Origin of the sequence: Pseudonocardia lacus (assembly GCF_018531445.1) — a bacterium.
In the GTDB taxonomy this organism is placed as follows: Bacteria; Actinomycetota; Actinomycetes; order Mycobacteriales; family Pseudonocardiaceae; genus Pseudonocardia; species Pseudonocardia lacus.
Genome location: NZ_JAHDTH010000055.1, coordinates 1 through 24,836, shown reverse-complemented (window position 1 = coordinate 24,836; position 24,836 = coordinate 1). Strand labels below are relative to the sequence as shown.

Genomic DNA, 24,836 nt, shown 5'->3' with positions numbered 1-24,836 from the left:
CCCCATGAGGGTAGGAAATCCCGGCCGTCGGGGCGGCCCCGCGCGCGCCGCACCGGACCGCCCCACCCCCCGCGATCACCGCCGACGCGGAGAGTGTGATCTCGACCACCCGCAGTGATCGACTCGGCGCCCCACTCCGTCGAGTACGACGTTGTCGTGATCATCAGGGCCTGTCGATCACGACAACTTCCTTCTCGACGGAAGGCTAGGCAGGCCCCGGCATGGCGAGCAGGTCGGCCACGTGCGCGGTCTCGTTGACCGAGCGGACCACGCGCCGGCCGTCCCGGGAGGCCAGCACGCGGGTGATGCCGGCGTAGTCCAGCGGGAACGTCAGCGGGCGCGACAGCCCGAGCAGCCGGGCCAGCCAGATGTTGATCGTCCCGGCGTGCGCGACGACGACCACGGTCTCGCGTCCCGGGTGCGCGGCCACGATGCCCTCGACCGACTCCCCCACCCGCTCGGCGAAGGCGGGCGTGTCGACGCCGGCGGGCAGCTCGCCGGCCAGCATGCGCTGCCACGCGTCGGGGTCGTGGCGCGACATCTCGTGCACCGGGACGTAGTGGCGCGCGTCGGCGTCGAACTCGCGCAGCCCGGCGACGACGGTCGGCTCGCGGTCGAGCGCCGCGGCCAGCGGGGCCGCGGTCTGCCGGGCGCGGGCCATCGGGCTGCTGTAGAGCGCGTCGACCTGCGGGCCGACCGCCGCGACCAGCCGTTCGGACTGCCGGTGGCCGAGCTCGGTGAGGCCCGGGTCGGCCCGCTCCACGTCGGGGCCTTCGGCCCGCCGGTCGACGCGCTCGGGCAGGGCGTGGCGGATGAGGACGAGCTGCACGTCAGTCCGGGACGTGCGCGCCGTGACCGGCGTCGCGCAGCGCGGCCCGCAGGGTGTCGCGGTGGGCGTCCTGCTCGGCCTGGTCGATCGAGCCCGCGGCCTGGGCGAAGTCGAACGCGCCCAGGTCCCACGCCGGGAACACGTGCACGTGCAGGTGCGGCACCTCGAACCCGGCCACGATCAGCCCGACCCGCGGCGGCTGCCACGCCGTGGCGACGGCCGCGCCGATCGCGTGCGACACCGCGGTGAGGTGCGCGACGAGGGCGGGGTCGGCGTCGATCCAGTGGTCGACCTCGGCCCGCGGCACCACCAGCGTGTGGCCCGGGCCCAGCGGGTTGATCGACAGGAAGCCGACGGCGGTGTCGTCGGACCAGACGAACCGGCCGGGCAGCTCACCGTCGATGATCTTCGTGAACAGGGTGCTCATCGGACCGTTCCGTCCGCACCGCTCGTGAGGTCGCTCATCGGGGCCGAGACTATCGTTCGGATCATGCCACGGACCATCGCCACGAACACCGACGTCGACCGCGATGCACTGCTCGAGTTCGTCCGCCCGAGGCACAAGATGATCCTCATGACCCCGCGCTCGGACGGTGGGTTCCAGGGCTCGCCGGTCACCGCGGGCGTCGACGCCGAGGGCCGCGTCGTCATCTCCACCTACCCCGATCGGGCGAAGGCGGCCAACGTCGCGCGGCACGGCAGGGCATCGGTCGTCGTGCTGTCCGACGAGTTCAACGGCCCCTGGGTGCAGGTCGACGGCGACGCCGAGCTGCTGCGGCTGCCCGAGGCGCTGGAGCCACTGGTCGAGTACTTCCGCGCCATCTCCGGCGAGCACCCCGACTGGGACGAGTACCGCGAGGCCATGCGCGCGCAGGGCAAGGCGCTGATCCGCATCACGCCCACCCGCTGGAGCCCCGTGGCCACCGGCGGGTTCCCCGCCCGCCTGGCGTGACCGGGCCGATCCCGAACCCGGCGGCGGCGTGGCGCCGGCGCCGGAGGGCCCCCGGTAGCCTCTTCCGGTGGTCGGACGGCGGGCGCCCGACGGCGGACCTGCTCGACGAGAACCCGGAGGAACACATGCGGCCGTGGCCGGGCCACGCCTACCCCCTCGGCGCCACCTACGACGGCTCGGGGACGAACTTCGCGCTGTTCTCCGAGGTGGCCGAGAAGGTCGAGCTGTGCCTGTTCAGCGCCCGCGGCAAGGAGACGCGGGTCGAGCTGACCGAGGTCGACGGGTTCGTCTGGCACGGCTACATGCCCACCGTGCAGCCGGGCCAGCGCTACGGCTACCGGGTGCACGGCGTCTACGACCCGGCCACCGGCCAGCGGTGCAACCCGAAGAAGCTGCTCGTCGACCCGTACGCGAAGGCGCTCGACGGGCCGGTCCGCTGGGACGAGGCCGTGTTCGGCTACCCCTTCGGCGACCCCGACGCCCGCAACGACACCGACTCGGCGCCGTTCGTGCCCAAGTCGGTGGTGGTGAACCCGTTCTTCGACTGGGGCACCGACCGCGCCCCGCGCATCCCGTACCACGAGACCGTGATCTACGAGGCGCACGTGCGCGGGCTGACGATCACCCACCCGGAGATCCCGCAGGAGCTGCGCGGCACCTACACGGGCCTGGTGCACCCGGTGATGGTCGAGCACCTCAAGCAGCTGGGGGTGACCGCGGTCGAGCTCATGCCGGTGCACGAGTTCCTCAACGACCACCACCTGCAGGAGAAGGGCCTCACCAACTACTGGGGCTACAACACCATCGCCTACCTGGCCCCGCACCACGCCTACGCCACCCGCGGCACCGCCAGCCGGCCGGGCAACCAGGTGCAGGAGTTCAAGGCGATGGTCCGCGACCTGCACGACGCGGGCATCGAGGTCATCCTCGACGTCGTCTACAACCACACCGCCGAGGGCAACCACATGGGGCCCACGCTGTCGATGCGCGGCATCGACAACGCCGCCTACTACCGCCTCGTCGAGGACGACCAGCGGTACTACATGGACTACACGGGCACCGGCAACTCGCTCAACGTGCGCAACCCGCACACCCTGCAGCTGATCATGGACTCGCTGCGCTACTGGGTCACCGAGATGCACGTCGACGGCTTCCGCTTCGACCTCGCCTCCACGCTGGCCCGCGAGTTCTACGACGTCGACCGGCTGAGCGTGTTCTTCGACCTGGTCCAGCAGGACCCGGTGATCAGCCAGGTCAAGCTGATCGCCGAGCCGTGGGACGTCGGGCCCGGCGGCTACCAGGTGGGCAACTTCCCCCCGCTGTGGACGGAGTGGAACGGCAAGTACCGCGACACCGTCCGCGACTTCTGGCGCGGCGAGCCCGGCACGCTGGGCGAGTTCGCCTCCCGCATCACCGGCTCGTCGGACCTCTACCAGGAGGACGGCCGCCGCCCGTTCGCGTCGATCAACTTCGTGACCGCGCACGACGGGTTCACCCTGCACGACCTGGTCTCCTACAACGAGAAGCACAACGAGGCCAACGGCGAGGGCAACAACGACGGGGAGAGCCACAACCGGTCGTGGAACTGCGGCGTCGAAGGCCCGACCGACGACGCCGCGGTGCTCGAGCTGCGCGCCCGCCAGCAGCGCAACTTCATCACCACGCTGATGCTGTCGCAGGGCGTGCCGATGCTGCTGCACGGCGACGAGCTGGGCCGCACCCAGCACGGCAACAACAACGTCTACTGCCAGGACAGCGACATCTCCTGGGTGGACTGGTCGCTGGCCGGCAAGAACGCCGGGCTGATCGGGTTCACCGCCGGGGTCACCGCGCTGCGCCGCGCGCACCCGGTCTTCCGCAGGCGCCGGTTCTTCCAGGGCAAGCCGATCCGGCCGCCGCGGCGCACCAGGGACGCCCCGCTGCACGACATCGCCTGGTTCACCCCGTCCGGTGAGGAGATGACCGAGCAGGACTGGGACTCCGGCTTCGGCAAGTGCGTGACGGCGTTCCTCAACGGCAACGGCATCGACGAGTACGACACCCGCGGCGAACGGGTCACCGACGACTCGTTCCTGCTCTGCCTCAACGCCCACCACGAGGACATCGACGTCACGATCCCGGGCCCGGAGTACGGGCCGCGCTGGGCGATCGTCGTCGACACCGCCGCCGGTGAGGTCATCACGCTGTCCACCGCGCCCGGCGTCGTCGCCGCCGACCCGCCGACCGTGCTGGCCGGGGCCGTGCACACCGTGCCGGCCCGCTCGGTCCTGGTGCTGCAGCGCATCGACGCTCCGTGACCACGTGGTTCCGGGTGCACAACGGGGTATGGGAGGCCATGTGACACCACCCGCATCGACCTACCGGATCCAGCTGTCGGCGCAGCAGACCTTCGCCGACGCGCTGGAACTGCTGCCCTACCTCGACGACCTGGGAGCCGGGGCGTTCTACGCCTCGCCGCTGCTGGAGTCGGGCGCCGGGTCCAACCACGGCTACGACGTGGTCGACCCGACCCGCGTCTCGACCGAGCGGGGGGGCGAGCAGGCCCGACGGGCGCTGTCCGCCGCCGTGCACGAGCGCGGCATGCGGTTCGTCCTGGACATCGTGCCCAACCACGTCGGCATCGACGTGGCCAGGGCCAACCCCTGGTGGTGGGACGTGCTGGCCAAGGGCCGCGCGTCCGAGCACGCCGACACGTTCGACATCGACTGGGAGGCCGGGCCGATCCTGCTGCCCGTGCTGGGCGCCGAGAACGACCCCGCCGACGAGGAGAAGGTGCTCGCCGAGCACCTCACCCTCTCCGACGACGGCACCGAGCTGCGCTACTACGAGCACGCCTTCCCGGTGGCCGAGGGCACCGGCGACGGCAGCGCGCAGGAGGTGCACGAGCGCCAGCACTACCGGATCGTGTCCTGGCGCCGCGGCGGCGCCGAGCTGACCTACCGGCGGTTCTTCGACGTCTCCACGCTGGCCGCGGTGCGGGTCGAGGTGCCGGAGATCTTCGCCAAGACCCACCGCGAGGTGCTGCGCTGGGTCGAGGAGGGCGACGTCGACGCCATCCGCGTCGACCACCCCGACGGCCTGTCCAACCCCGGCGAGTACATGCGGATGCTGCGCGCGGCCATCGGGCCCGACCGCTGGCTCGTCGTGGAGAAGATCCTCGGCGTCGGCGAGGAGCTGCCGACGTCCTGGCCCGTCGACGGGACCAGCGGCTACGAGGCCCTGCGCGAGATCCAGGGCGTGTTCGTCGACCCCGACGGCGCCGGGCTGATCACCCAGATCGCCGCCGAGCACGTGCGGGGCCGCGAGTCGCTGCACGCCGCGGAGCACACCGCGCGCCGCGAGGTCGCCGGCACCATCCTGGCCGCCGAGGTGTCGCGCATCGCCCGCACCTACACCTCCCGCCACGGCAAGCACCCCGTGCCCGAGGTCGTCCGGGCGGCCGTGCTGGAGCTGCTCTGCGGGTTCCCGGTGTACCGGTCCTACCTGCCCGAGGGGCGTTCGGCGCTGGAGACCGCGGTCAGCGTGGCCCGCAGCCACCGCCCCGACCTGGCCGAGGCGTTGAACGCGATCCGCGACGCGATGCTGGCCGACCCCGGCGGCGAGCTGGCCACCCGCATCCAGCAGACCTCCGGCATGGTCATGGCCAAGGGCGTCGAGGACACCACCTTCTACCGGTGGAACCGGTTCGTCGCGCTCAACGAGGTCGGCGGCGACCCGTCGCGGTTCGGGGTGCCGCCCGCGGAGTTCCACGCCGCGCTCGCCGCCCGCGAGGCGTCCTGGTCGTCGACGATGACCACGCTGTCCACGCACGACACCAAGCGCTCCGAGGACGTCCGCGCCCGGCTGGCCGTGCTGGCCGAGATCCCCGACGAGTGGGGCCCCCGGCTGCGCCGCTGGTCGCGCGCCCACCCGCTGCCCGACCGCTCCCTCGACCTGCTGGCCTGGCAGAACCTGCTGGGCGCCTGGCCCATCAGCGAGGAGCGCTTCACCGCCTACCTGGGCAAGGCCGCCAAGGAGGCCAAGCTGGTCACCTCGCACGTCGAGGCGGTGCCCGAGGTCGACGAGGCCATCGCCCGCTGGTACGGCGAGGTGCTGGCCGACGCCGAACTGGTGGCCGAGGTCGAGGAGTTCGTGGCGAGGATCGCCGGGCCGGGCCGGTCGAACTCGCTGGGCCAGAAGCTGCTGCAGCTGGCCGGGCCCGGCGTGCCCGACGTCTACCAGGGCACCGAGCTGTTCGAGTACTCCCTGGTCGACCCCGACAACCGGCGCCCGGTCGACTGGGCAGGGCGCCGCGAGCTGCTGACCCGCCTCGACGAGGGCTGGCTGCCCGAGATCGACGAGGGCGGCGCGGCCAAGCTGCTGGTCACGGTGAACGCGCTGCGGCTGCGCCGCTACCGGCCCGAGGAGTTCGTGGGCTACCGCCCGCTGCACGCCGAGGGTCCGGCCGCCGACCACCTGGTGGCGTTCCAGCGCTCGCCCAAGCTGGTCGCGGTGGCCACCCGGCTGCCGGTCGGGCTGGCCGCCCGCGGCGGCTGGGCCGACACGGTGCTGCCGCTGCCCGACGGGACCACCGACTGGCACGACGTCCTCACCGACCAGCCGATCACGTCGTCGGCCCCGCTGCTGTCCGACCTCCTCTCCCGCTACCCCGTCGCCCTCCTCGTCCGCCCCGCCTGATGGCATCCGGGCGGGGTCATTCGCGACCGGCGAGGAGATCGACGACCGGGGCGAGGGCGTCGACGAAGGTGCGGTCGACGGCGAAGTAGGTCGTCCCGATGGTGTCGCGGCGGCGCAGCAGCTGGTCGGCCATCTCCCGGGGCGTGCCGCGGACGGCGCCGGGCGAGCCGATCCGGTGCAGCTCGGCCGGATCGACGCCCATCACCTGGCGCATCCACGGCTGGGCCTCGTCGCCGACCAGGAACAGGTTCATGGCCAGCTCGATGGCGTCGGCGCGGGCGCCGGCCCGCTCGCGTACCCGGTCGGCCATCGCCGTGACGTCCTCCGGCCGCGCGGCCGGGTGCCCGGCCAGCGCCACGATGTCGGCGTCGGTGGCCGCGACGTCCAGCGCCTTCGGGCCGCCGGCGGCGATCATCACCGGGGTGCGGACCGCGTCGCCGTCCATCTCACGCAGCGCGGCGATGGCGTCGCGGACGCCGGCGAGGCGCTCGGCGCCCGTGCCCCACGGCCGGCCGAACGCCTCGGCGTCGGGGCGGGCCTGCGGGCGCCCGGTGCCGATGCCGAAGTCGAACCGGCCACCGGACAGCACCGAGAGGCTGTGCCCCTGCCAGGCCGCCTCCCTCGGCGGGCGCAACGGCCCGGCCAGCACGAACGTGCCGACGCGCAGGTCGGGCACCGCCGTGGCGGCCGCGGTGAGCGCCACGAACGGGGCGTGCATGCCCACGCCGTCCGGGCCGAGCAGGGTGGAGTAGCCGAGGTCGGCGACGCGGCGGGCGGTGCCCAGCCACTGCTCGGACGAGCCCATGGGCGCGGCGATGACGCCGAAGCGGAAGGGGTGCGACATGACTGGTCCTCCTCAGGAGACGGCGGGACGGCGGGCGTCCCGGACGGTGCGGGGCAGCAGGACGGCGACGGCGAGCAGGAACAGCACGGCGCCGAAGCGGCCGATCGGGATGAGCGGGTAGAGCGCGCTGGTGAGGATCCCGAACGTGCTGAGCACGGCCAGCACGCCGATCACCGTCCCGGCCCAGGCCAGCCAGGCCGGCAGGAACCTCAGCAGGACCGCGGGCACCGCCAGCCCCAGCACGAGCAGGCCGATCGGGGCCGCGAAGCCGAACGCCCCGGTGGCGAACCACAGCTGGCTGAGCAGCTTCGCGATCGCGCTGTCGCCGAGCCCGGCGACCTGCACCGACGTCCAGGCGAACAGCGCGCTCAGCACGATCGCGACGGCGGCCATCACCGCCCCGGCGAAGCCCATCAGCGGGCCGGGCGCGGTGACGCCGAGGCGCCGGTACCGCGTCACGGCCGTGGCCGCGTAGACGACCAGCGGGAAAGCCGAGCCGAACAGCAGCACGGCGCCGAGCGCGGCCGTCGTCGGGTTGGCGGTGGCGTAGGCCAGGACCGCGTCGGGCGTGGAGTCGGGCCGCGGGCCGCTGCCGCCGATGACGGCACCGGCGATCGTCAGCCCGGCGAAGGACGCGGCCGGGACGAGCAGCGGCGGGCCGTCCTGGCCGCGGCGGGTGGTGCGGGGCGGGGACGTGGACATCGGGGCCTCCCGGATCGACAGTTCATTCATGTCTGTAACCGTTCTCCTGTGTATATGGTTTGTCAAGTGATACGGTTACACCCATGGCCATCCCCGGTGACGCCCGCCCCCCGCGGGACTGCGCCCCGCCGCCGACCCCCGGCGCCGCCTTCCTGCTCACCCAGATCGGCTCGCACGCCGCCGCGCGGTTCGCCGAGCGGATCGCCGAGCTCGACCTGACCCCGCCGCAGACCGGCCTGCTGCGCGCGGTCGCCGTGGCCCCCGGCCAGTCCCAGCAGGCGCTGGCCCGCCTCCTGGGCACGCCGCCGAGCCGGCTGGTCGCCCTGCTCGACGGCCTCGACGAGCGCGGCCTGGTCGAGCGCCGCCGCAACCCCGACGACCGCCGCCTGCACGCCCTGCACCTCACCGACGCCGGCCACGACCTGCTGCGCCGCATCGCCGAGGTCGGTCAGGCGCACGACGACGCGATCTGCGCCGCCCTCTCCGACGAGGAACGCACCACCCTCACCGCGCTGCTGGCCCGCATCGCCGCCGACCACGGCCTCACCCCCGGCGTCCACCCCGGCTACCGCCACCTCTGACGTCGAGGTCGGGTACGCCGCCGGCAGGCCGAGCGCCACTTCCGGTCCGCGTCGGATCACACCCCTGCGCCGGGCGTGGATCCGGGCGAACCGGGAAGATGCCCCGCGTGGCTGACTTCGCGGTGTGGGCACCGCTGCACGACCGGGTCCGCGTGCTGGTGGACGGCACCGCCCATCCGATGAGCCCCGACGGCACCGGCTGGTGGCGGACCGACGTGGCCGGGGCGCAGCCCGGCGCGGCCTACGCCTTCCTGCTCGGCGACGACGAGACCCCGCTGCCCGACCCGCGCTCGCGCTGGCAGCCCAGCGGCGTGCACGGCGCCTCCCGGCTCTACGACGGCGACTGGCACATCTGGACCGACCAGGCCTGGACCGGGCGGCAGCTGCCCGGCAGCGTCGTCTACGAGCTGCACATCGGCACGTTCACCCCGACCGGCACGTTCGACTCGGCGATCGAGCGCCTCGACCACCTCGCCCACCTGGGTGTCGACCTGGTCGAGGTGCTGCCGGTCAACGCCGTCGACGGGCCGCGCAACTGGGGCTACGACGGCGTCGGCTGGTACGCCGTCACCGAGAACTACGGCGGCCCCGACGCCTTCAAGCGGTTCGTCGACGCCTGCCACAGCCGCGGCATGGGCGTGCTCCTCGACGTCGTCTACAACCACCTCGGGCCGTCCGGGGCCTACCTGGACCGCTTCGGGCCCTACTTCGCCGGCTCCAACATCTGGGGGCCCTCGCTCAACCTCGACGGGCCGCACTCCGAGCACGTCCGCCGCTACGTCATCGACAACGCGAAGATGTGGCTGCGCGACTTCCACGTCGACGGCCTGCGCATCGACGCCGTGCACGCACTGCGCGACACCCGGGCCACCCACCTGCTCGAACAGCTCGCGGTCGAGGTGGAGGCGCTGTCCACGCACCTCAACCGGCCGCTGTCGCTGATCGCCGAGTCCGACCTGAACGACCCGCGCATGGTCACCGCCCGCGAGGCCGGCGGGTACGGCCTGCACGCCCAGTGGGCCGACGACATCCACCACACCCTGCACACCGCGCTGACCGGCGAGGCGCAGGGCTACTACGCCGACTTCGCCACCGCCGGTCTCACCGGTCTCGCGCACGTGTTCACCCGCGCGTTCCTGCACGAGGGCACGTGGTCGAGCTTCCGGCAGCGCAACCACGGGGCGCCGGTCGACACCAAGCGCATCCCCGGCCACCGCTTCCTGGCCTACCTGCAGAACCACGACCAGATCGGCAACCGGGCCAGCGGCGACCGGCTCACCCAGACCCTGTCCCCCGGCCTGCTGGCCTGCGGCGCGGCCCTCGTGTTCGCCTCCCCGTTCACCCCGATGCTGTTCATGGGCGAGGAGTGGGGCGCCCGCACGCCGTGGCAGTTCTTCTCCTACTTCCCCGACGAGCAGCTGCGCGAGGCCGTGCGCACCGGGCGCACCGCGGAGTTCGCCGAGCACGGCTGGGGCGACGCCGACGTCCCCGACCCGAACGCCGAGTCGACCTTCCTGGACTCCAAGCTCGACTGGGACGAGCCGGCCGGCGAGCCGCACGCCACCCTGCTGCGGCTGCACCGCGAGCTGATCGCGCTGCGCCGGGCCCGGCCGGAGCTGTCCGACCCGTGGCTCGACGAGGTCGAGGTCGACATCGACGAGGTGGCCCGCACGGTCGTGCTGCACCGCGGGCGGCTGCGGGTGGCGTGCAACCTGGGCGGGGAGCCGGTCACGCTGGCGATGAACGCCCCGATCGACCGGATCCTGCTGGCCAGCGAGCCGGTCGAGGGCCACGAGGACGCGATCTCGCTGCCGCCGGAGGCGTTCGCGATCGTCCAGCTGGGCTGAGTCGGGGTCGTCTCCCGAAACGGTCCGCCGACGGGACGGCCTGGGTACCCTTCGGCCGTGACCGCTTCCCCCGACGACTCCCCCGACTTACGCGCGAGGGTCACCGCGCTGGAGCGGCGCATGGACGTCGTGGCGGCCGACGCCACGGCCGCCCGCCACATCGCCGCGATGAACGACCGCGACTACAGCGACGTGTCGATCGAGATCGAGGCCAACCGCGAGGCGATCAACGCTCTCGGCATCCAGACCGCCGACCGCTTCGACCGGCTGGAGCGGGAGATGCGTGCGGGTTCGCCAAGTCCGCCGCCGGCCAGCAGCGCATCGTCGAGCTGATCACGGCGTTGATCGAGCGCGGCGACGACCGCTAGCGAACGCGACGGAGCCCCGGTACCGATGGATGGCACCGGGGCTCCGTCGCGTCCTGGGGTCAGAGCAGGCCGAGGCCCTTCACGGCCTCGCGCTCCTCGTTGAGCTCGGCCACCGAGGCGTCGATGCGCGAGCGGGAGAACTCGTCGATCTCCAGACCCCGCACGATCTCCCACGCGCCGCCCCGGGAGACGACCGGGAAGCTGGAGATGATGCCCTCCGGCACGCCGTAGGAGCCGTCGGACGGGATGGCCGCGGAGGTCCAGTCGCCCTCCGGGGTGCCGTTGACCCAGTCGTGCACGTGGTCGATGGCGGCGTTGGCGGCCGAGGCGGCCGAGGAGGCACCGCGCGCCTCGATGATCGCCGCGCCGCGCTTGGCGACGGTCGGGATGAAGGTCTCCTTGTACCAGGCCTCGTCGACCTGGTCGGCGGCGATCTTGCCGTTGACCTCGGCGTGGTACAGGTCGGGGTACTGGGTGGCCGAGTGGTTGCCCCAGATCGTCAGCTTGGTGATCTCGGTGACCGGCACCGACAGCTTCTTGGCCAGCTGGCCGACGGCGCGGTTGTGGTCGAGGCGGGTCATCGCGGTGAACCGCTCGGCCGGCACGTCCGGCGCGGCGGCCTGGGCGATGAGCGCGTTGGTGTTGGCCGGGTTGCCCACCACCAGCACGCGGATGTCGTCGGCGGCGCCGGCGTTGATCGCCCGGCCCTGCGGGGCGAAGATGCCGCCGTTGGCCTCCAGCAGGTCGCCGCGTTCCATGCCCTTGGTGCGCGGGCGGGCGCCGACCAGCAGGGCGACGTTGGCGCCGTCGAAGGCGGCCGTGGCGTCGTCGGTGATGTCGATCCCGGTCAGCAGCGGGAACGCGCAGTCGTCGAGCTCCATCGCGGTGCCCTCGGCCGCCTTCACCGCCTGCGGGATCTCCAGCAGGCGCAGCCGGACGGGGACGTCCGGCCCGAGCAGCTGCCCGGAGGCGATCCGGAACAGCAGCGCGTAGCCGATCTGGCCGGCGGCTCCGGTGACGGTGACGGTGACAGGTGCGGTGGTCGACGCAGACACGCAGGCAGGCTAGCCCCCATGCGGCGCAGCCGCCGTGACGGGGAGCACCAGCGCCGGGTGTCCGGGGACACAGGGCGCCACCGGACCACAGCCGTCCGCGGCGCCCCCTAGGCTGCCGCCATGCCTGCCCCGCTCGACGGGGCGGTCGACCCCGGCCCCACCCCGCTGCGCGACCGGGTCCCCGCCCCCGACCTCGCCCGCGGCGGGATGCTGCTGCTCATCGCGCTGGCCAACGTGGTGTTCTGGGGGTACGGGCGCCCGCTCGGGCTGCGCGGCTACCCGGCCGACCCGCGGGGCGTCGACCAGGTCGTCACGGTCGTGCAGCTGGTGCTGGTGGACGGTCGGGCCTACCCGCTGTTCGCGCTGCTGTTCGGCTACGGCGTCGTGCAGCTGGCCCGGCGCCGGGCCGCGGTGGGCCTGCCGGCGCCCGCGGTGGTGCGCCTGGTGCGGCGGCGGGGCTGGTGGCTGCTGCTGATCGGCGTCGCGCACGGGGTGCTGCTGTTCCCCGGCGACGTGGTCGGCGCCTACGGCCTGCTGGCCGTGCTGCTGGCCGGGGCGCTGGTGCACGCGGCGGGCGACCGCGCGCTGCTGGCCGTGGTCGGCTGCGGCGCCACGGTGGTCACGGTCGTCGGCGCGGCGGTGGCGTTCGTCCCCGACGCCGCCGCGATGATGCCGTCGATGGCCGTGGCCGAGCCGCTGCCCGCGCTCGCGGCCCGCGCGGTCGAGTACCTCTCCGGCGGCCTGATCGGCTCCGTGCTCGGCGTGTTCGGGGCGGTCGCGATGGGCACCTGGGCCGCGCGCCGCGGCCTGCTCGACGACCCGGCGTCGCACCGGCCCCTGCTGGTGCGGCTGGCCGCGGGCGGGCTCGCCGCCGCGGTGCTCGGCGGGCTGCCGCTGGCCCTGATCGCCGGCGGCGTCTGGGCGGCCCCCTCCGGCGCGACGGCGGCGGCCGGCGCCCTGCACTCCCTGACCGGCTACGCGGGCGGGCTGGGCTACGCCGCGCTGTTCGGCCTGCTCGCCCTGGGCCGCACCGGCGACCGCCCGGGCGTCGTGGCGCGGGCCGTGCGGGCGTGTGGGCAGCGCTCGCTGTCGTGCTACCTGGCCCAGTCGGTGGCGTTCGCCGCCCTGCTACCGGCGTGGACCCTCGGCTGGGGCGCGGTGCTCGGGCCCGCCGACGCCGCGCTGCTGGCCGCCGGTGTGTGGCTGGTGATCCTGGTGGTCGCCGCCGCGTCCGACCGGCTGGGGCTGCGCGGGCCGGCCGAGGTCGTGCTGCGCCGGCTCACCTACGGGCGTCGCTGAGCGGCTCCCCGGCCGGCGGGGAACGTGTCGCGATCCGCCACGCGGGCTGTCACCGCACGACTACGGTTCAGCCATGTCCGACAGCCCGTCGCCGCGCCCCGGCCCCGAGGAGAACCGGGCCTCCTGGATGGGGGCGCCCGGTTACCAACCCCACCAGGAGCTGCCCCCGCACGCGCCGATGCCCGGCGCGCCGCCGTACCCGGCCGGTCTGGACCAGCCCCTGCCCCCCGGTCGGCGGGGCGCGCCCGCGCACGAGCTACTGGCCGGCGCTGGGCGCGACCGCCATCGGCGCCGCGATCCAGCTGGTGCTGCTGTTCGCCATCGCCGGGCCGCCACCGTCGGCCAGGGCGCTGGGAGCGGTCGTCGGGAGCCTGGTCGTGCCGCTCGCCGTCGGCTCGCTGGTGCTGTGGCTCATCGCGCGCAAGCGCGCCTGGCCGTTCTGGCTGCTGGCGGTGGTCGGGGTGCTGCTGTACTTCGGGGTCCGGCTGCTGACCGTGCTGCCCCAGCTCGGGCGCTGATCCGGCGCTAATCCGGATCGACGCCGTCCGGACCGCGGCGCCGGGCGCTGATCACCCCGGTGTCGAACCCGGCGACGTGCAACCCGCCGTGGAAGCGGGCGTGCTCGACCTTCAGGCAGCGGTCCATCACCACCTGCAGCCCGGCCTCCTCGGCCCGCCGGGCCACCGCCTCGTCCCACAGCCCGAACTGCGTCCAGAACGTGCGCACCCCCGGCGGCAGCGCCAGCACCTCGTCGAGCACCTTCGGCAGGTCGGGCAGGCGCCGGAACACGTCGACCAGGTCGGGCACCACCGGCAGCTCGGCCAGGCTCGGGTAGCACGGCCTGCCCAGGATCCCGGTCTCGTTCGGGTTGACCATCAGCACCTCGAAGCGGGTGCTGGCCAGCAGGTACGTGGAGACGAAGTTGCTGGCCCGGGACGGGTTCGCGGACGCCCCGACGACCGCGACCGTGCGCGTCTCGCGCAGGATCCGCAGCCGCTCGGCGGGGCCCGGGTTCTGCCAGGTCGAGGCCGAGATCGTCACGACTCACCGCCCTTCGTCGCCGTGGTGAGGGCGCGGTCGAGGTCCCAGATGATGTCGTCGGCGTCCTCCAGCCCCACGCTGATCCGGATCAGGTCGGGCGGCACCCCGGCGTCGCGCAGCTGGTCGTCGGTGAGCTGCTGGTGGGTCGTCGACCCGGGGTGGATGACCAGGGTGCGGGCGTCGCCGATGTTGGCCAGGTGGCTGCACAGCTGCAGCGACTCGATGAACCGCTGGCCCGCCTCCCGCCCGCCGCGCACCCCGAACGAGAACACCGCGCCCGGCCCGAGCGGCAGGTAGCGCCGGGCCAGCTCGTGGCCGGGGTGGTCGGGCAGGCCGGCCCAGTTGACGTAGGCGACGCGGGGGTCGGCGGCCAGCCAGCCGGCGACCTCGTGGGTGTTGCGCAGGTGCGCGTCCATCCGCTGGGGCAGCGTCTCCACACCCTGCAGCAGCAGGAACGCACTGTGCGGGGCGAGCGCCGGGCCGATGTCGCGCAGCTGCTCGGCGCGCAGCTTGGTCAGGAAGCCGAGCTCGCCGAAGTTGCCCCACCAGGACAGCCCGCCGTAGGCCGGGACGGGCTCGGTCATCTGCGGGAAGCGGCCGCTGCCCCAGTCGAACCGGCCCGACTCGACCACCACCCCGCCCAGCGTGGTGCCGTGGCCGCCGAGGAACTTCGTCGCCGAGTGGATCACGATGTCGGCGCCGTGCTCGATGGGCCGGCACAGGTACGGCGTGGCCATCGTGGCGTCGACGACGAGCGGCAGCCCCGCGGCGTGCGCGACGTCGGCCAGCGCAGCGATGTCGGCCACGTCGCCGCTGGGGTTGGCGACGACCTCGGCGAACAGCAGCTTCGTCTCGGGCCGGATCGCGGCGGCCATGCCCTCGGCGCCGTCCGCGTACGGCACGAAGGTGGTGTCGACGCCGAACCGGCGCAGCGTCACGTCGAGCTGGGTGACGGTGCCGCCGTAGAGGCCGGCCGCGGCGACGATGTGGTCGCCCGCGCCGGCGAGCGTGGCGAAGGTCAGGAACTCCGCGGCCTGCCCGCTGGCCGTGCACACCGCCCCGATGCCGCCCTCCAGGCTGGCCAGCCGCTCCTCCAGCACCGCCACCGTGGGGTTGGAGATCCGGCTGTAGATCAGGCCGTACTTCTGCAGGGCGAACAGGCTCGCGGCTTCCTGGGTGTCGCCGAAGACGAAGCTGGTGGACTGGTAGATCGGCACCGCGCGCGCCCCGGTGCTGGCGTCCGGCACGTGCCCGGCGTGCACGGCGCGCGTGCGGAACCCCCAGCTTCGTTCGCTCATGCCCACATCCTGCCTCTGTTCCGGGATCTCCGGCGGCTTTGTGGGCTGCGCCTCCGGCCAGCGTCTGCGGCGTGCTGTGAGGGGCCTGCGGCGCTGTTGAGGGGCCTCCGGCGGCTCCGACGCGCCGGGCGACCTCTGGGCGTCCTCGCAGCGCCATGTGGGTGTCGCAGCGCTGGCTGAGCCGTCGCAGCCAGCCGGCGGGCTGCGAGGCCCCCGCCATCACATGATCGACTCACCCTCGGCAACCACGCACCCCCGTTGGCGTCTTCGCAGAGTCGTCATGGTCTGCGCAGGGTCTACGGCACCTGCGAAGACCACGACGCCCCTGCGAAGACGCCCCCGACCACCCGACCCCGGACCCGGACCGAACGGGAAGCCTGGCACCCTCCCCAAGCCCCCTGTTCGATCAGAGGTCGCCCGCCGCGGAGGCCTCTCAGGAACGCCGTAGGCGCCGCCGGAAGAACCTCACCCCAAGTGCTCCCGGAAGAACGCCAAGATCCTCCGGTGGGCATCCCGGGCACTCGCCTCGTGGTACTCCGCCCGCAGCGGGAGACGCGGCCCCAGCCGACCCATGAGTCCGTCGGTCCGCGTGTAGAACGAGTGCCCCGCCTCGGGGTAGACCTTCACGTCGTGCGGCTCGCCGAGTTCGTCGAGGCGCTCGTCGAGCTTGCCCGCGAACGCCTTGGTCGTGCGGTCGCGCCCGCCGAAGCTGGCCACGACCGGGCACGCCCGGGGCAGGTCGACGGCCTGTGGGTAGAACGGTGCGCTGACCTTGTACAGCCCGGTGCGGGCCAGCAGCAGCGCGAAGCTGCCGCCCATGCAGAAGCCGATGGTGCCGATGCGGTCGGCGTCGACCTCGGGGCGGGCGGCCAGCCAGCGGCGGGCGGTCTCCAGGTCGTGCAGCGCGCGGCCCTCCCCCCGCAGCATGGTGCGCATCGTCCGCATGACGCACAGCGGCTTGGGGCCGGCGGCGGCGAACAGGTCGGGGATGAGCACGACGTAGCCCTCGGCGGCGAGGTCGCGTGCGACGCGCTTCATCTCGTCGGTCATCCCGAACGCCTCGTAGATCATCAGCAGCGCCGGGCGGGCGCCGTCCCCGTCGGGGGCACGGTCGTCGGGGACGGTCAGGACGCCGGGGTAGCGGACGCCGCCGGCGCCGGTGAGGGTGACCTCGGTCTGCATCCGGGCACGCTACCGCCGATCGGGCACGGCGCGGCCGGTCAGGAGCGGGGCAGCCGGACCAGGCCCTCCTGGACCACGGTGGCGATCATCCGGCCGTCGCGGTCGGTGAACCGGCCGGTGGCCAGCCCGCGCGAGCCCGACGCCGTCGGCGAGTAGCAGGTGTAGAGCAGCCACTCGTCGGCGCGGAACCGGCGGTGGAACCACACCGCGTGGTCCAGGCTCGCCGAGTTCAGCCCGGGCACGGGGGCGTGCCGGGTGAACACCGAGCCGAGCAGGGTGAGGTCGCTGGCGTAGGTCAGCATGCAGGCGTGCAGCTGCGGGTCGTCGGGCAGGGCGCCGGCGGCGCGCATCCAGACGCGGATCGGCTCGTCGGTCGGCTCGGTGCGCTCCTGCGACCAGGTGGGCACCCCGACGAAGCGCATGTCGATCGGGTGCTGCGCGGTGTACCAGGAGCTCAGCCTGCCCTCGCGGCGCAACTGCTCCAGCGACGGCAGGCTCTCCGGGTCGGGGACGCCCTCGGGCGCGGGCTCGGTGTGCTCCAGTCCCTCCTGCTCCTCCTGGAACGACGCGGACAGCGAGAAGATCGCCTCGCCGCGCTGCACCGCGAGCACCCGGCGGGTGGTGAACGAGCGGCCGTCGCGCACCGGCTCGGTGGTGTAGATGATCGGCACGCTCGGGTCGCCCGCGCGGATGAAGTACGCGTGCAGCGAGTGCACGACGCGGTCGGCGGCCACCGTGCGGGCGGCCGCGACCAGCGCCTGGCCGGCCACCTGCCCGCCGAACACCCGGGTCGGGCTGTTCGGCGGGCTGAACCCGCGGAACAGGTTCACGTCGAGCTGCTCCAGGTCGAGCAGCTCGATGAGCGCATCCAGTTCCGGCTGGGGCGACTCGGCGCCGGGCACGGGGCTCGTGGTGGGGGAACCTGTCACCCGGTCATCCTGTCAGGCTCCGGGCGGCGGACCGCGCGGGCGTCAGCCCAGGTCGTCCTCGCCGAGGCGGTGCACCCGGATGAGGTTGGTGGAGCCCGCGGTGCCGGGCGGCGAGCCCGCCACGATGACGACGAGGTCGCCCCGGTTGAAGCGCTCGATCGACAGCATCGAGTGGTCGACCTGGCGGACCATGGCGTCGGTGCTGTCGACGTAGTCGACCAGGAACGTCTCCACGCCCCAGGTGAGCGCGAGCTGGCTGCGCACGTCGGGCACGGGGGTGAAGGCCAGCAGCGGCAGCCGGGTGTGCAGCCGGGCGAGGCGGCGCGCGGTGTCGCCGGACTGGGTGAACGTGACGATCGCCCGGGCCGAGAGCCGCTCGCCGATGTCGCGGGCGGCGTAGGACAGCACCCCGCGCTTGGTGCGCGGCACGTGGTTGAGCGGCGGCACGTTGACCGGTCCGGCCTCGACGGCCTCCACGATCTGCGCCATCGTCCGCACGGTCTTGATCGGGTAGCGGCCGACGCCGGTCTCCCCGGAGAGCATGACCGCGTCGGCGCCGTCGAGCACGGCGTTGGCGACGTCGGAGGCCTCGGCCCGGGTCGGCCGCGAGTTGGTGATCATCGACTCGAGCATCTGGGTGGCCACGATGACCGGCTTGGCGTTCTCGCGGGCGATCTGGATGGCCCGCTTCTGCACCAGCGGCACGTGCTCCAGCGGCAGTTCGACGCCGAGGTCGCCGCGGGCGACCATGACGCCGTCGAAGGCGAGCACGATGGCCTCGAGGTTGTCGACGGCCTCCGGCTTCTCCAGCTTGGCGATCACCGGCAGCCGGGCGCCCTTGCCGTCCATGATCTTGTGGACGAGGTCGATGTCGGCCGGGCTGCGCACGAACGACAGGGCGATCGTGTCGACGCGCAGGTCGAGCGCGAACTCCAGGTCGGCGATGTCCTTCTCGCTCAGCGCCGGCACCGAGACGTTCATGCCGGGCAGCGAGAGGCCCTTGTTGTCGCTGACCGGGCCGCCCTCGGTGACCCGGCAGATGACGTCGAGGCCGTCGACGCCGATGACCCGCAGCCCGACCTTGCCGTCGTCGACGAGGAGACGGTCGTCGGGGCGGGCGTCGTCGGCGAGGCCGGAGTAGGTGGTGGAGACCCGGTCGTGGGTGCCGGCCACGTCCTCGACGGTGATCCGCACCTCCTCGCCGGTGCGCCACTCGACCGGCCCGGTGGCGAAACGCCCGAGGCGGATCTTGGGTCCCTGCAGGTCGGCCAGGATGCCGACGGCACGGCCCTCGGCGTCGGCCGTGGTGCGGACCATCTCGTAGACGCGCTTGTGGTCGTCGCGGTTGCCGTGGCTGAAGTTCAGCCGCGCGACGTCCATGCCGGCCTGCACGAGCTCCTTGATGCGGTCCGGGCTGGCGGTCGCCGGGCCGATGGTGCAGACGATTTTTGTGCGACGGCTCACGTTCGGGAGTCTAGCGCGCGTACTGGAACGATCAGGAAGCAGATCCTTAAGGGCTCCACAAAACCCGGTGGACGGCACCGCTGATCGGGCGACCGGTCGATGGGCGTACGACGACCCGGCGTATGGATCGTCCGAACAGATCACCCGATGGGGCGATCGGAGGAGTCAGCGACGCGGCTGCTCGGATGGTCCGACGTGGTCACCCAGCCACTCGACCAGCGGCGTCACGGCGCGCCACGCCGCGATCACGCGATCGCGCGCTCCCGGCTCGTGCAGCGCGTCGTCGGGCTCCCAGCCGCGCCGGCCGTAGAGCCCCTTGTGCCGCAGCAGGTCGATGCGGGGGTGCTCGGGGTCGACGCCGCGCGGACGGGTGCGCAGGGTCTCCCCGGCGATCTCGATCCCGTCGGCGCGCAGCGCGTCGAGGCGCTTGACCAGGTCCTCGCCGCGGCGGTCGTCGGCGACCGCGGTGCGGAAGCGGGCCACCTGGTCGGAGGCCATCGCGTAGTAGCCGCCGGCGGCCATCAGCCCGTCCGGGCCGACCTGCACGTAGAACGGGCCGGCGGTGGCGCCGCAGTGGTCCTTGTACGGGGTCTTGTCCTTGGCGAAGCGCAGGTCGCGGTACGGCCGGAAGATCTTCCCGGAGCCGAACTCGGCCTCCAGGTCGTCCAGCAGGGCCCGCATCGGCGCCCGCACGTGCTCCTCGTAGACGGCCCGGCGGTCGGTCCAGTAGGCCTTCGAGTTGTCCGCGGCCAGGCCGTCGTAGAACTCGACGGCGTCCTCGCCGAAGCCGGTGAACCTCACCCCTCGCGCTCCCGCTTGTCGCCCGGGGCGTCCTCGGCGGTCTCGGTGGCGGCGGGCTCCGCGGTCGACTCAGCGGACGACTCGGCCGCGTCGGCGGGCTCCGCGGCGCTCGCCCCGTCGGCGGCGGGCTCGTCGGTGCGGGTGGCGACCTCGGTCGTCGGCTCGGCGACCGCGACACCGCCCCCGGACCCGGTCGTGCGCGCGGTGCCGCCCTTGCGCAGGCTCGGCGCGGCGTCGGTCGGCTCGTCCGGGGTCGCCTCCTCGGCGAATTCCAGCACCTCGCGGGGCCTGCGGACCAGCGCCACGTAGAGCACGGCGCCGACGAACACGACGGCGGACACCACGACGTTGATGCGGATGTCGCCGAAGACCCGGGTGGCCTCGTCGGTGCGCATCTGCTCGATGAAGAACCGCCCGGCGGTGTAGCCGGCGACGTAGATCGCGAACGCCCGGCCGTGCCCGAGCCGGAACCGGCGGTCGGCCCACACCACGATCGCCGCGACGAGCAGGTTGAGCAGCAGCTCGTACAGGAACGTGGGGTGCACGACCTCGATGGGGGTGTGGTCGAGCGCGACGCCGCCGAGCGGGTCGGGGGCGCCGGTGGCCGGGTCGACCCGGCGGTAGATCTCCAGGCCCCACGGCACGTCGGTCGGGGCGCCGTAGAGCTCCTGGTTGAAGTAGTTGCCCAGCCGCCCGACGGCCTGCGCGACGACGATGCCGGGGGCGACGGCGTCGGCGAAGAACGGCAGCGGGACGCCGCGGCGCCGGCAGCCGATCCAGGCCCCGACCGCGCCCAGCGCGATGGCGCCCCAGATGCCCAGGCCGCCTTCCCAGATCTTGAGCGCGGCCACCGGGTCGCCGTTCGGGCCGAAGTACTTCGGCCAGTCGGTGGCCACGTGGTAGAGCCGGCCGCCGACCAGCCCGAACGGCACCGCGTACACCGCGACGTCGGTGACCGTGCCGGCCGGTCCGCCGCGCGCGACCAACCGCCGCTCGCCCCAGACCACCGCGATCACGATCCCGGCGATGATGCACAGCGCGTACGCCCTGATGGGGACCGGGCCGATGTACCAGACGCCGCGGTCCGGACTCGGCAGGTACGCCAGGACGGTGCTGGCGGCCAGTGCTGTGCTCACCGGGCCACGGTATCGCGGGGCTCAGGCCCCGACGGTGGCGCCGCCCCTCGCCCCGGCGGCCAGCTCGGCCGCCAGGTCGCGCACACCCCGCGCGCCGGCCCGCTCCGCCGCCGTCACGAACGCCGACCCGACGATGACGCCGTCGGCGAACGAGGCCACCTCGGCGGCCTGTGCGGCCGACCGCACGCCCAGACCGACACCGATCGCGAGCGCGGTGTGCCGGCGGCAGCGCTCGACCAGCTCCGGCGCCGCGGAGGCGACCGCGTCGCGGGCGCCGGTGACCCCCATGGTGGAGGTGGCGTAGAGGAACCCGCGGCTCGCCCGCGCGGTGGACTCGATCCGCTCCTCCGACGACGAGGGCGCGACCAGGAACGTCCGGTCGAGGCCGTGCGCGTCGGAGGCGGCCAGCCACTCGTCGGCCTCGTCCGGGATGAGGTCGGGGGTGATCAGGCCGAGACCGCCGGCGGAGGCGAAGTCGCGGGCGAAGGCGTCGACGCCGTAGCGCAGCACCGGGTTGTAGTAGGTCATCACCATGGCCCGACCCCCGGCCGCGGCGACCCGCTCGACCACGGTGAACACGTCGCGCAGCCGGAAGCCGGCGCGCAGCGCGGTGTCGGCAGCGGCCTGGATCGTCGGGCCGTCCATGACCGGGTCGGAGTACGGGACGCCGATCTCCAGCAGGTCGCAGCCGCCCTCGACCATCGCCGAGAGCAGCTCGACCGAGCCGTCGACGCTCGGGTAGCCGGCGGGCAGGTAGCCGACCAGGGCGGCGCGGCCCTCCGCCCGGGTTCCGGCGAAGAGATCCTCGACGGCGCTCACCGCTGCACCGCCCCGGTGTCGGCGCCGGCCGGCGACGGCTCGTCCTGCGTCGGTCCGCGGGAGAGGTCGGACTCGGCGATCGCCGTGCCGCTGGCCTCCGCCGCGCTCTCCCCCTCGATCATCCCGAACCAGCGGGCCGCGGTGTCGACGTCCTTGTCGCCGCGCCCGGACAGGTTCACCAGGATGACCGCGTCGGGCCCCAGCTCGCGGCCCAGCCGCAGCGCGCCGGCGATCGCGTGCGCCGACTCGATCGCCGGGATGATCCCCTCGGTGCGGCAGAGCAGCGCGAACGCCTCCATCGCCTCGGCGTCGGTGACCGGCGTGTACTCGGCCCGGCCCAGGTCCTTGAGCAGCGCGTGCTCGGGTCCGACGCCCGGGTAGTCGAGCCCGGCGGAGATCGAGTGCGACTCGGCGGTCTGGCCGTCCTCGTCCTGCAGGAGGTAGGACATGGCGCCGTGCAGGGCGCCGGGCGAGCCCTCCGACAGGGTGGCGCCGTGGCGGCCGGTCTCGACGCCGTCGCCGCCGGGCTCGAAGCCGACCAGCCGCACACCCGGGTCGTCGATGAAGGCGTGGAAGATGCCGATGGCGTTGGAGCCGCCGCCGACGCAGGCCGCGACCGCGTCGGGCAGCCGGCCGACGCGCTCGAGCACCTGGGCGCGGGCCTCCATCCCGATGACGCGGTGGAAGTCGCGGACCATGGCCGGGAACGGGTGCGGCCCGGCGACCGTGCCGAGCAGGTAGTGCGTCTCGTCGACGTTGGTGACCCAGTCGCGCAGGGCCTCGTTGATGGCGTCCTTGAGGGTGCGCGAGCCGGTCTTGACCGGGATGACGGTGGCCCCGAGCAGCCGCATGCGGGCCACGTTGAGGGCCTGCCGCTCGGTGTCGACCTCACCCATGTAGACCACGCACTCCAGGCCGAGCAGCGCGCACGCCGTCGCCGTGGCCACGCCGTGCTGGCCGGCGCCGGTCTCGGCGATGACCCGCTTCTTGCCCATGCGCTTGGTGAGCAGCGCCTGGCCCAGCACATTGTTGATCTTGTGCGAGCCGGTGTGGTTGAGGTCCTCGCGCTTGAGCAGGATGCGCGCGCCACCGGCGTGCTCGCCGAGCTTCGGCACGTCGGTCAGCGGGGACGGGCGACCGGTGTAGTCGCGCTGGAGCCGGTCGAGCTCGTCGAGGAAGTCCGGGTCGGCGCGCGCCTTCTGGTAGAAGACCGACAGCTCGTCCAGGGCCGCGATCAGGGCCTCCGGGACGAACCGGCCCCCGTAGCGGCCGAAGTGGCCGCGCTCGTCGGGGTCGTGCTCGGAGGGGTGCGCGACACCGTCGCTCGCCTTGACGTCCACAAGTCCATCCTGGGTAGTGCGCGTGCGGGTCGCCATCGGATTCGGCGGCCGCGGGTTCTGCTCGTGCTAGCGGACGGCCCGCGAGCAGGACGGGTGGAAACCGGCCGCGACGAGGCTGCGCACCGCGGCCTTCGGGTCGCCGCTGGTGACCAGGCCCTCGCCGACCAGCACGGCGTCGGCGCCCCAGCCGGCGTAGGTGAGCAGGTCGCCCGGGCCGCGCACGCCCGACTCGGCCACCCGCAGCACGTCGGTGGGCAGGCCGGGCGCCATCCGCCCGAAGATGCTCCGGTCGACCTCGAGGGTGTGCAGGTTGCGGGCGTTGATCCCGATGAGCTTGGCGCCGGCCTCCAGGGCGCGGTCGCACTCCTCCTCGGTGTGCACCTCGATGAGCGCCGTCATCCCCAGCGACTCCACCCGGTCCAGCAGCGCCAGCAGCACGTTCTGCTCCAGGGCCGCCACGATCAGCAGCACCAGGTCGGCTCCGTAGGCCCGCGCCTCGTGGACCTGGTAGGGCGTGACCACGAAGTCCTTGCGCAGCACCGGGACGTCGACCGCGGCGCGCACGGCGGCCAGGTCGGCCAGCGAGCCGCCGAAGCGGCGCTGCTCGGTGAGCACGCTGATGACCCGGGCGCCGCCCTCGGCGTAGGTGGCCGCCAGCTGGGCCGGGTCGGCGATCGGCGCCAGGTCGCCCTTGGACGGACTGCGCCGCTTGACCTCCGCGATCACCCCGATGCCGGGGGCGCGCAGGGCCGCCATCACGTCCTTCGGCGGAGCCGCCGCGGCCGCGCGGCGCTTGATCTCCGCGAAGTCGACCTCCGCCTCGCGGACCGCGAGGTCCGCCCTGACACCGTCGACGATCGAGTCGAGGACGCTGCCCCTGCCGTTCTCCATGGCAGCCGGTCCCCCTTATCGGATTGGCCTGGGCCGCAGCAATGCTAGACGTCCACCGACGTCAGGAATCGTCCACCCTGCCCGACCCCGCCGCGGGGCCGCCCCCGACGGTGGGGTCGCGGCCCTCGTCGAGGTCGTCCCAGGCGCGCCGATCGGGATCGCCCGCCGAGCCCGGGCGCCGTCCGGTGGCGTACCGCGCGCCGAAGCGCGGCAGCCGCGGCTCGCGCAGCAGCACGAAGGTCCCCACCGCCACCAGCACCGCGGCGCCGGCCAGGGCCAGCGCGGGCGCCGCGGTGAGCGCCACCGGCAGCCCGGCCAGGGCCGCGACCGGCGCACCGCTCGGCTGGTCCGCCCCGCCGGCCGCCGCCACCGGATCGACGAACACCGGCACCACCTCCCACGCGACGACGGCGGCCACCGCGACCAGCACGATGCCGAGGAACCGGCGCAGGAGCCCCGACATCGCCACCGCGCCGGCGACGCCGCTCAGCGCCAGCAGCGCCATCCCGGTGAGCGACGGGGCCAGCGCGGCCCCGGACAGCGGCACCGGCGCCCGGCCGGGCGGGGTGACCTCCGCCCAGGTCAGCGCCGTGGAGCCGGCCAGGGCCGCCGCGGCCAGCGCCAGCGCCGCGCACACCGCGACCAGTGCCCGGGGCGAGCGCGGCGGGTTCACGCCGGCCTGTAGCTCTCCGAGAGGTGGCCGCCGGAGGTGTTGGTGGGGATCGCGCCGCCCGGGCCGACGCCCTTCTCGACCAGGAACTTGCCGGCGTCGCCGATCTCG

General features: G+C 73.8%; 24 protein-coding genes. 8 read left to right on the top strand and 16 right to left on the bottom strand.

What is annotated here, in order from left to right:
- Nucleotides 1–205: 205 nt before the first annotated feature.
- Both KIK08_RS14395 and KIK08_RS14390 read right to left on the bottom strand, forming a co-directional pair.
- The gene (locus KIK08_RS14395) at nt 206–829 is read right to left on the bottom strand and encodes a histidine phosphatase family protein (RefSeq protein ID WP_214403633.1); all 624 of its coding nucleotides are present in this window, start codon (nt 827–829) and stop codon (nt 206–208) included.
- A 1-nt stretch (nt 830) separates the two neighbouring features.
- Nucleotides 831–1,256, bottom strand: a complete 426-nt coding sequence (locus KIK08_RS14390; protein ID WP_214403632.1) for an HIT family protein — start codon at nt 1,254–1,256, stop codon at nt 831–833.
- Nucleotides 1,257–1,319: 63 nt separating this feature from the next.
- Here KIK08_RS14390 and KIK08_RS14385 point away from each other — a divergent pair, with 63 nt between their 5' ends.
- From KIK08_RS14385 to treY, 3 genes are all read left to right on the top strand, one after another.
- Nucleotides 1,320–1,781 carry a PPOX class F420-dependent oxidoreductase gene (locus tag KIK08_RS14385; RefSeq protein ID WP_214403631.1) on the top strand — a complete coding sequence of 154 codons (462 nt, stop codon included), beginning with the start codon at nt 1,320–1,322 and terminating at the stop codon, nt 1,779–1,781.
- A gap of 125 nt (nt 1,782–1,906) precedes the next feature.
- Nucleotides 1,907–4,078, top strand: coding sequence for a glycogen debranching protein GlgX (glgX, locus tag KIK08_RS14380; RefSeq protein ID WP_214403630.1), 2,172 nt, complete (start codon nt 1,907–1,909; stop codon nt 4,076–4,078).
- Between the two features lie 40 nt (nt 4,079–4,118).
- Nucleotides 4,119–6,458 carry a malto-oligosyltrehalose synthase gene (treY, locus tag KIK08_RS14375; RefSeq protein WP_308257634.1) on the top strand — a complete coding sequence of 780 codons (2,340 nt, stop codon included), beginning with the start codon at nt 4,119–4,121 and terminating at the stop codon, nt 6,456–6,458.
- 16 nt (nt 6,459–6,474) lie between these two features.
- Here the strand turns inward: treY and KIK08_RS14370 are convergent, their stop codons facing one another.
- Both KIK08_RS14370 and KIK08_RS14365 read right to left on the bottom strand, forming a co-directional pair.
- Nucleotides 6,475–7,302 carry an LLM class flavin-dependent oxidoreductase gene (locus KIK08_RS14370; RefSeq protein WP_214403628.1) on the bottom strand — a complete coding sequence of 276 codons (828 nt, stop codon included), beginning with the start codon at nt 7,300–7,302 and terminating at the stop codon, nt 6,475–6,477.
- Between the two features lie 12 nt (nt 7,303–7,314).
- Nucleotides 7,315–8,034 (bottom strand): DUF4386 domain-containing protein, encoded by a 720-nt coding sequence (locus tag KIK08_RS14365; RefSeq protein ID WP_214403627.1) that lies wholly within the window; start codon nt 8,032–8,034, stop codon nt 7,315–7,317.
- Between the two features lie 53 nt (nt 8,035–8,087).
- Between KIK08_RS14365 and KIK08_RS14360 the strand changes: the two genes are divergently transcribed.
- From KIK08_RS14360 to KIK08_RS14350, 3 genes are all read left to right on the top strand, one after another.
- Nucleotides 8,088–8,585 carry a MarR family winged helix-turn-helix transcriptional regulator gene (locus KIK08_RS14360; protein ID WP_214403626.1) on the top strand — a complete coding sequence of 166 codons (498 nt, stop codon included), beginning with the start codon at nt 8,088–8,090 and terminating at the stop codon, nt 8,583–8,585.
- Nucleotides 8,586–8,683: 98 nt separating this feature from the next.
- Nucleotides 8,684–10,432 carry a malto-oligosyltrehalose trehalohydrolase gene (gene treZ, locus KIK08_RS14355; protein ID WP_214403625.1) on the top strand — a complete coding sequence of 583 codons (1,749 nt, stop codon included), beginning with the start codon at nt 8,684–8,686 and terminating at the stop codon, nt 10,430–10,432.
- Between the two features lie 57 nt (nt 10,433–10,489).
- The gene (locus tag KIK08_RS14350; RefSeq protein WP_214403624.1) at nt 10,490–10,765 is read left to right on the top strand and encodes a hypothetical protein; all 276 of its coding nucleotides are present in this window, start codon (nt 10,490–10,492) and stop codon (nt 10,763–10,765) included.
- 94 nt (nt 10,766–10,859) lie between these two features.
- On the opposite strand, the gene KIK08_RS14345 is transcribed toward KIK08_RS14350, so the two are convergent.
- On the bottom strand, nt 10,860–11,855 hold the full coding sequence (locus tag KIK08_RS14345; RefSeq protein ID WP_214403623.1) for a malate dehydrogenase: 996 nt from the start codon (nt 11,853–11,855) through the stop codon (nt 10,860–10,862).
- Between the two features lie 120 nt (nt 11,856–11,975).
- Here KIK08_RS14345 and KIK08_RS14340 point away from each other — a divergent pair, with 120 nt between their 5' ends.
- The gene (locus KIK08_RS14340) at nt 11,976–13,154 is read left to right on the top strand and encodes a DUF418 domain-containing protein (protein ID WP_214403622.1); all 1,179 of its coding nucleotides are present in this window, start codon (nt 11,976–11,978) and stop codon (nt 13,152–13,154) included.
- A 305-nt stretch (nt 13,155–13,459) separates the two neighbouring features.
- Entirely contained in the window at nt 13,460–13,672 is a 213-nt protein-coding gene (locus tag KIK08_RS14335; RefSeq protein WP_214403621.1) for a hypothetical protein, read from the top strand.
- Between the two features lie 7 nt (nt 13,673–13,679).
- On the opposite strand, the gene KIK08_RS14330 is transcribed toward KIK08_RS14335, so the two are convergent.
- From KIK08_RS14330 to KIK08_RS14280, 11 genes are all read right to left on the bottom strand, one after another.
- Complete coding sequence (locus tag KIK08_RS14330; RefSeq protein WP_308257632.1) at nt 13,680–14,195, bottom strand: CoA-binding protein; 516 nt, start codon at nt 14,193–14,195, stop codon at nt 13,680–13,682.
- Entirely contained in the window at nt 14,192–15,493 is a 1,302-nt protein-coding gene (locus KIK08_RS14325; RefSeq protein WP_214403620.1) for an O-acetylhomoserine aminocarboxypropyltransferase/cysteine synthase family protein, read from the bottom strand. Before KIK08_RS14325 ends, KIK08_RS14330 begins: the two co-directional genes overlap by 4 nt.
- A gap of 465 nt (nt 15,494–15,958) precedes the next feature.
- Nucleotides 15,959–16,675 carry a dienelactone hydrolase family protein gene (locus KIK08_RS14320; RefSeq protein WP_214403619.1) on the bottom strand — a complete coding sequence of 239 codons (717 nt, stop codon included), beginning with the start codon at nt 16,673–16,675 and terminating at the stop codon, nt 15,959–15,961.
- A 38-nt stretch (nt 16,676–16,713) separates the two neighbouring features.
- On the bottom strand, nt 16,714–17,604 hold the full coding sequence (locus KIK08_RS14315) for an acyl-CoA thioesterase (RefSeq protein WP_214403618.1): 891 nt from the start codon (nt 17,602–17,604) through the stop codon (nt 16,714–16,716).
- A gap of 42 nt (nt 17,605–17,646) precedes the next feature.
- Nucleotides 17,647–19,068: a pyruvate kinase gene (pyk, locus tag KIK08_RS14310; protein ID WP_214403617.1), complete on the bottom strand. Its 1,422-nt coding sequence runs from the start codon at nt 19,066–19,068 to the stop codon at nt 17,647–17,649.
- Between the two features lie 165 nt (nt 19,069–19,233).
- Nucleotides 19,234–19,869, bottom strand: coding sequence for a DUF2461 domain-containing protein (locus KIK08_RS14305; protein ID WP_214403616.1), 636 nt, complete (start codon nt 19,867–19,869; stop codon nt 19,234–19,236).
- Nucleotides 19,866–21,005, bottom strand: coding sequence for a prolipoprotein diacylglyceryl transferase (gene lgt, locus KIK08_RS14300; RefSeq protein ID WP_214403615.1), 1,140 nt, complete (start codon nt 21,003–21,005; stop codon nt 19,866–19,868). The genes KIK08_RS14305 and lgt overlap by 4 nt, the downstream gene beginning before the upstream one ends.
- 21 nt (nt 21,006–21,026) lie before the next feature.
- Nucleotides 21,027–21,824, bottom strand: a complete 798-nt coding sequence (gene trpA, locus KIK08_RS14295) for a tryptophan synthase subunit alpha (RefSeq protein ID WP_214403614.1) — start codon at nt 21,822–21,824, stop codon at nt 21,027–21,029.
- A complete protein-coding gene (trpB, locus tag KIK08_RS14290; protein WP_308257631.1) occupies nt 21,821–23,164 on the bottom strand; it encodes a tryptophan synthase subunit beta in 1,344 nt (447 codons plus the stop codon). The genes trpA and trpB overlap by 4 nt, the downstream gene beginning before the upstream one ends.
- Before the next feature lie 66 nt (nt 23,165–23,230).
- On the bottom strand, nt 23,231–24,055 hold the full coding sequence (gene trpC / locus KIK08_RS14285; RefSeq protein ID WP_214403612.1) for an indole-3-glycerol phosphate synthase TrpC: 825 nt from the start codon (nt 24,053–24,055) through the stop codon (nt 23,231–23,233).
- Between the two features lie 61 nt (nt 24,056–24,116).
- On the bottom strand, nt 24,117–24,728 hold the full coding sequence (locus KIK08_RS14280) for a Trp biosynthesis-associated membrane protein (protein WP_214403611.1): 612 nt from the start codon (nt 24,726–24,728) through the stop codon (nt 24,117–24,119).
- Between the last annotated feature and the right edge of the window lie 108 nt (nt 24,729–24,836).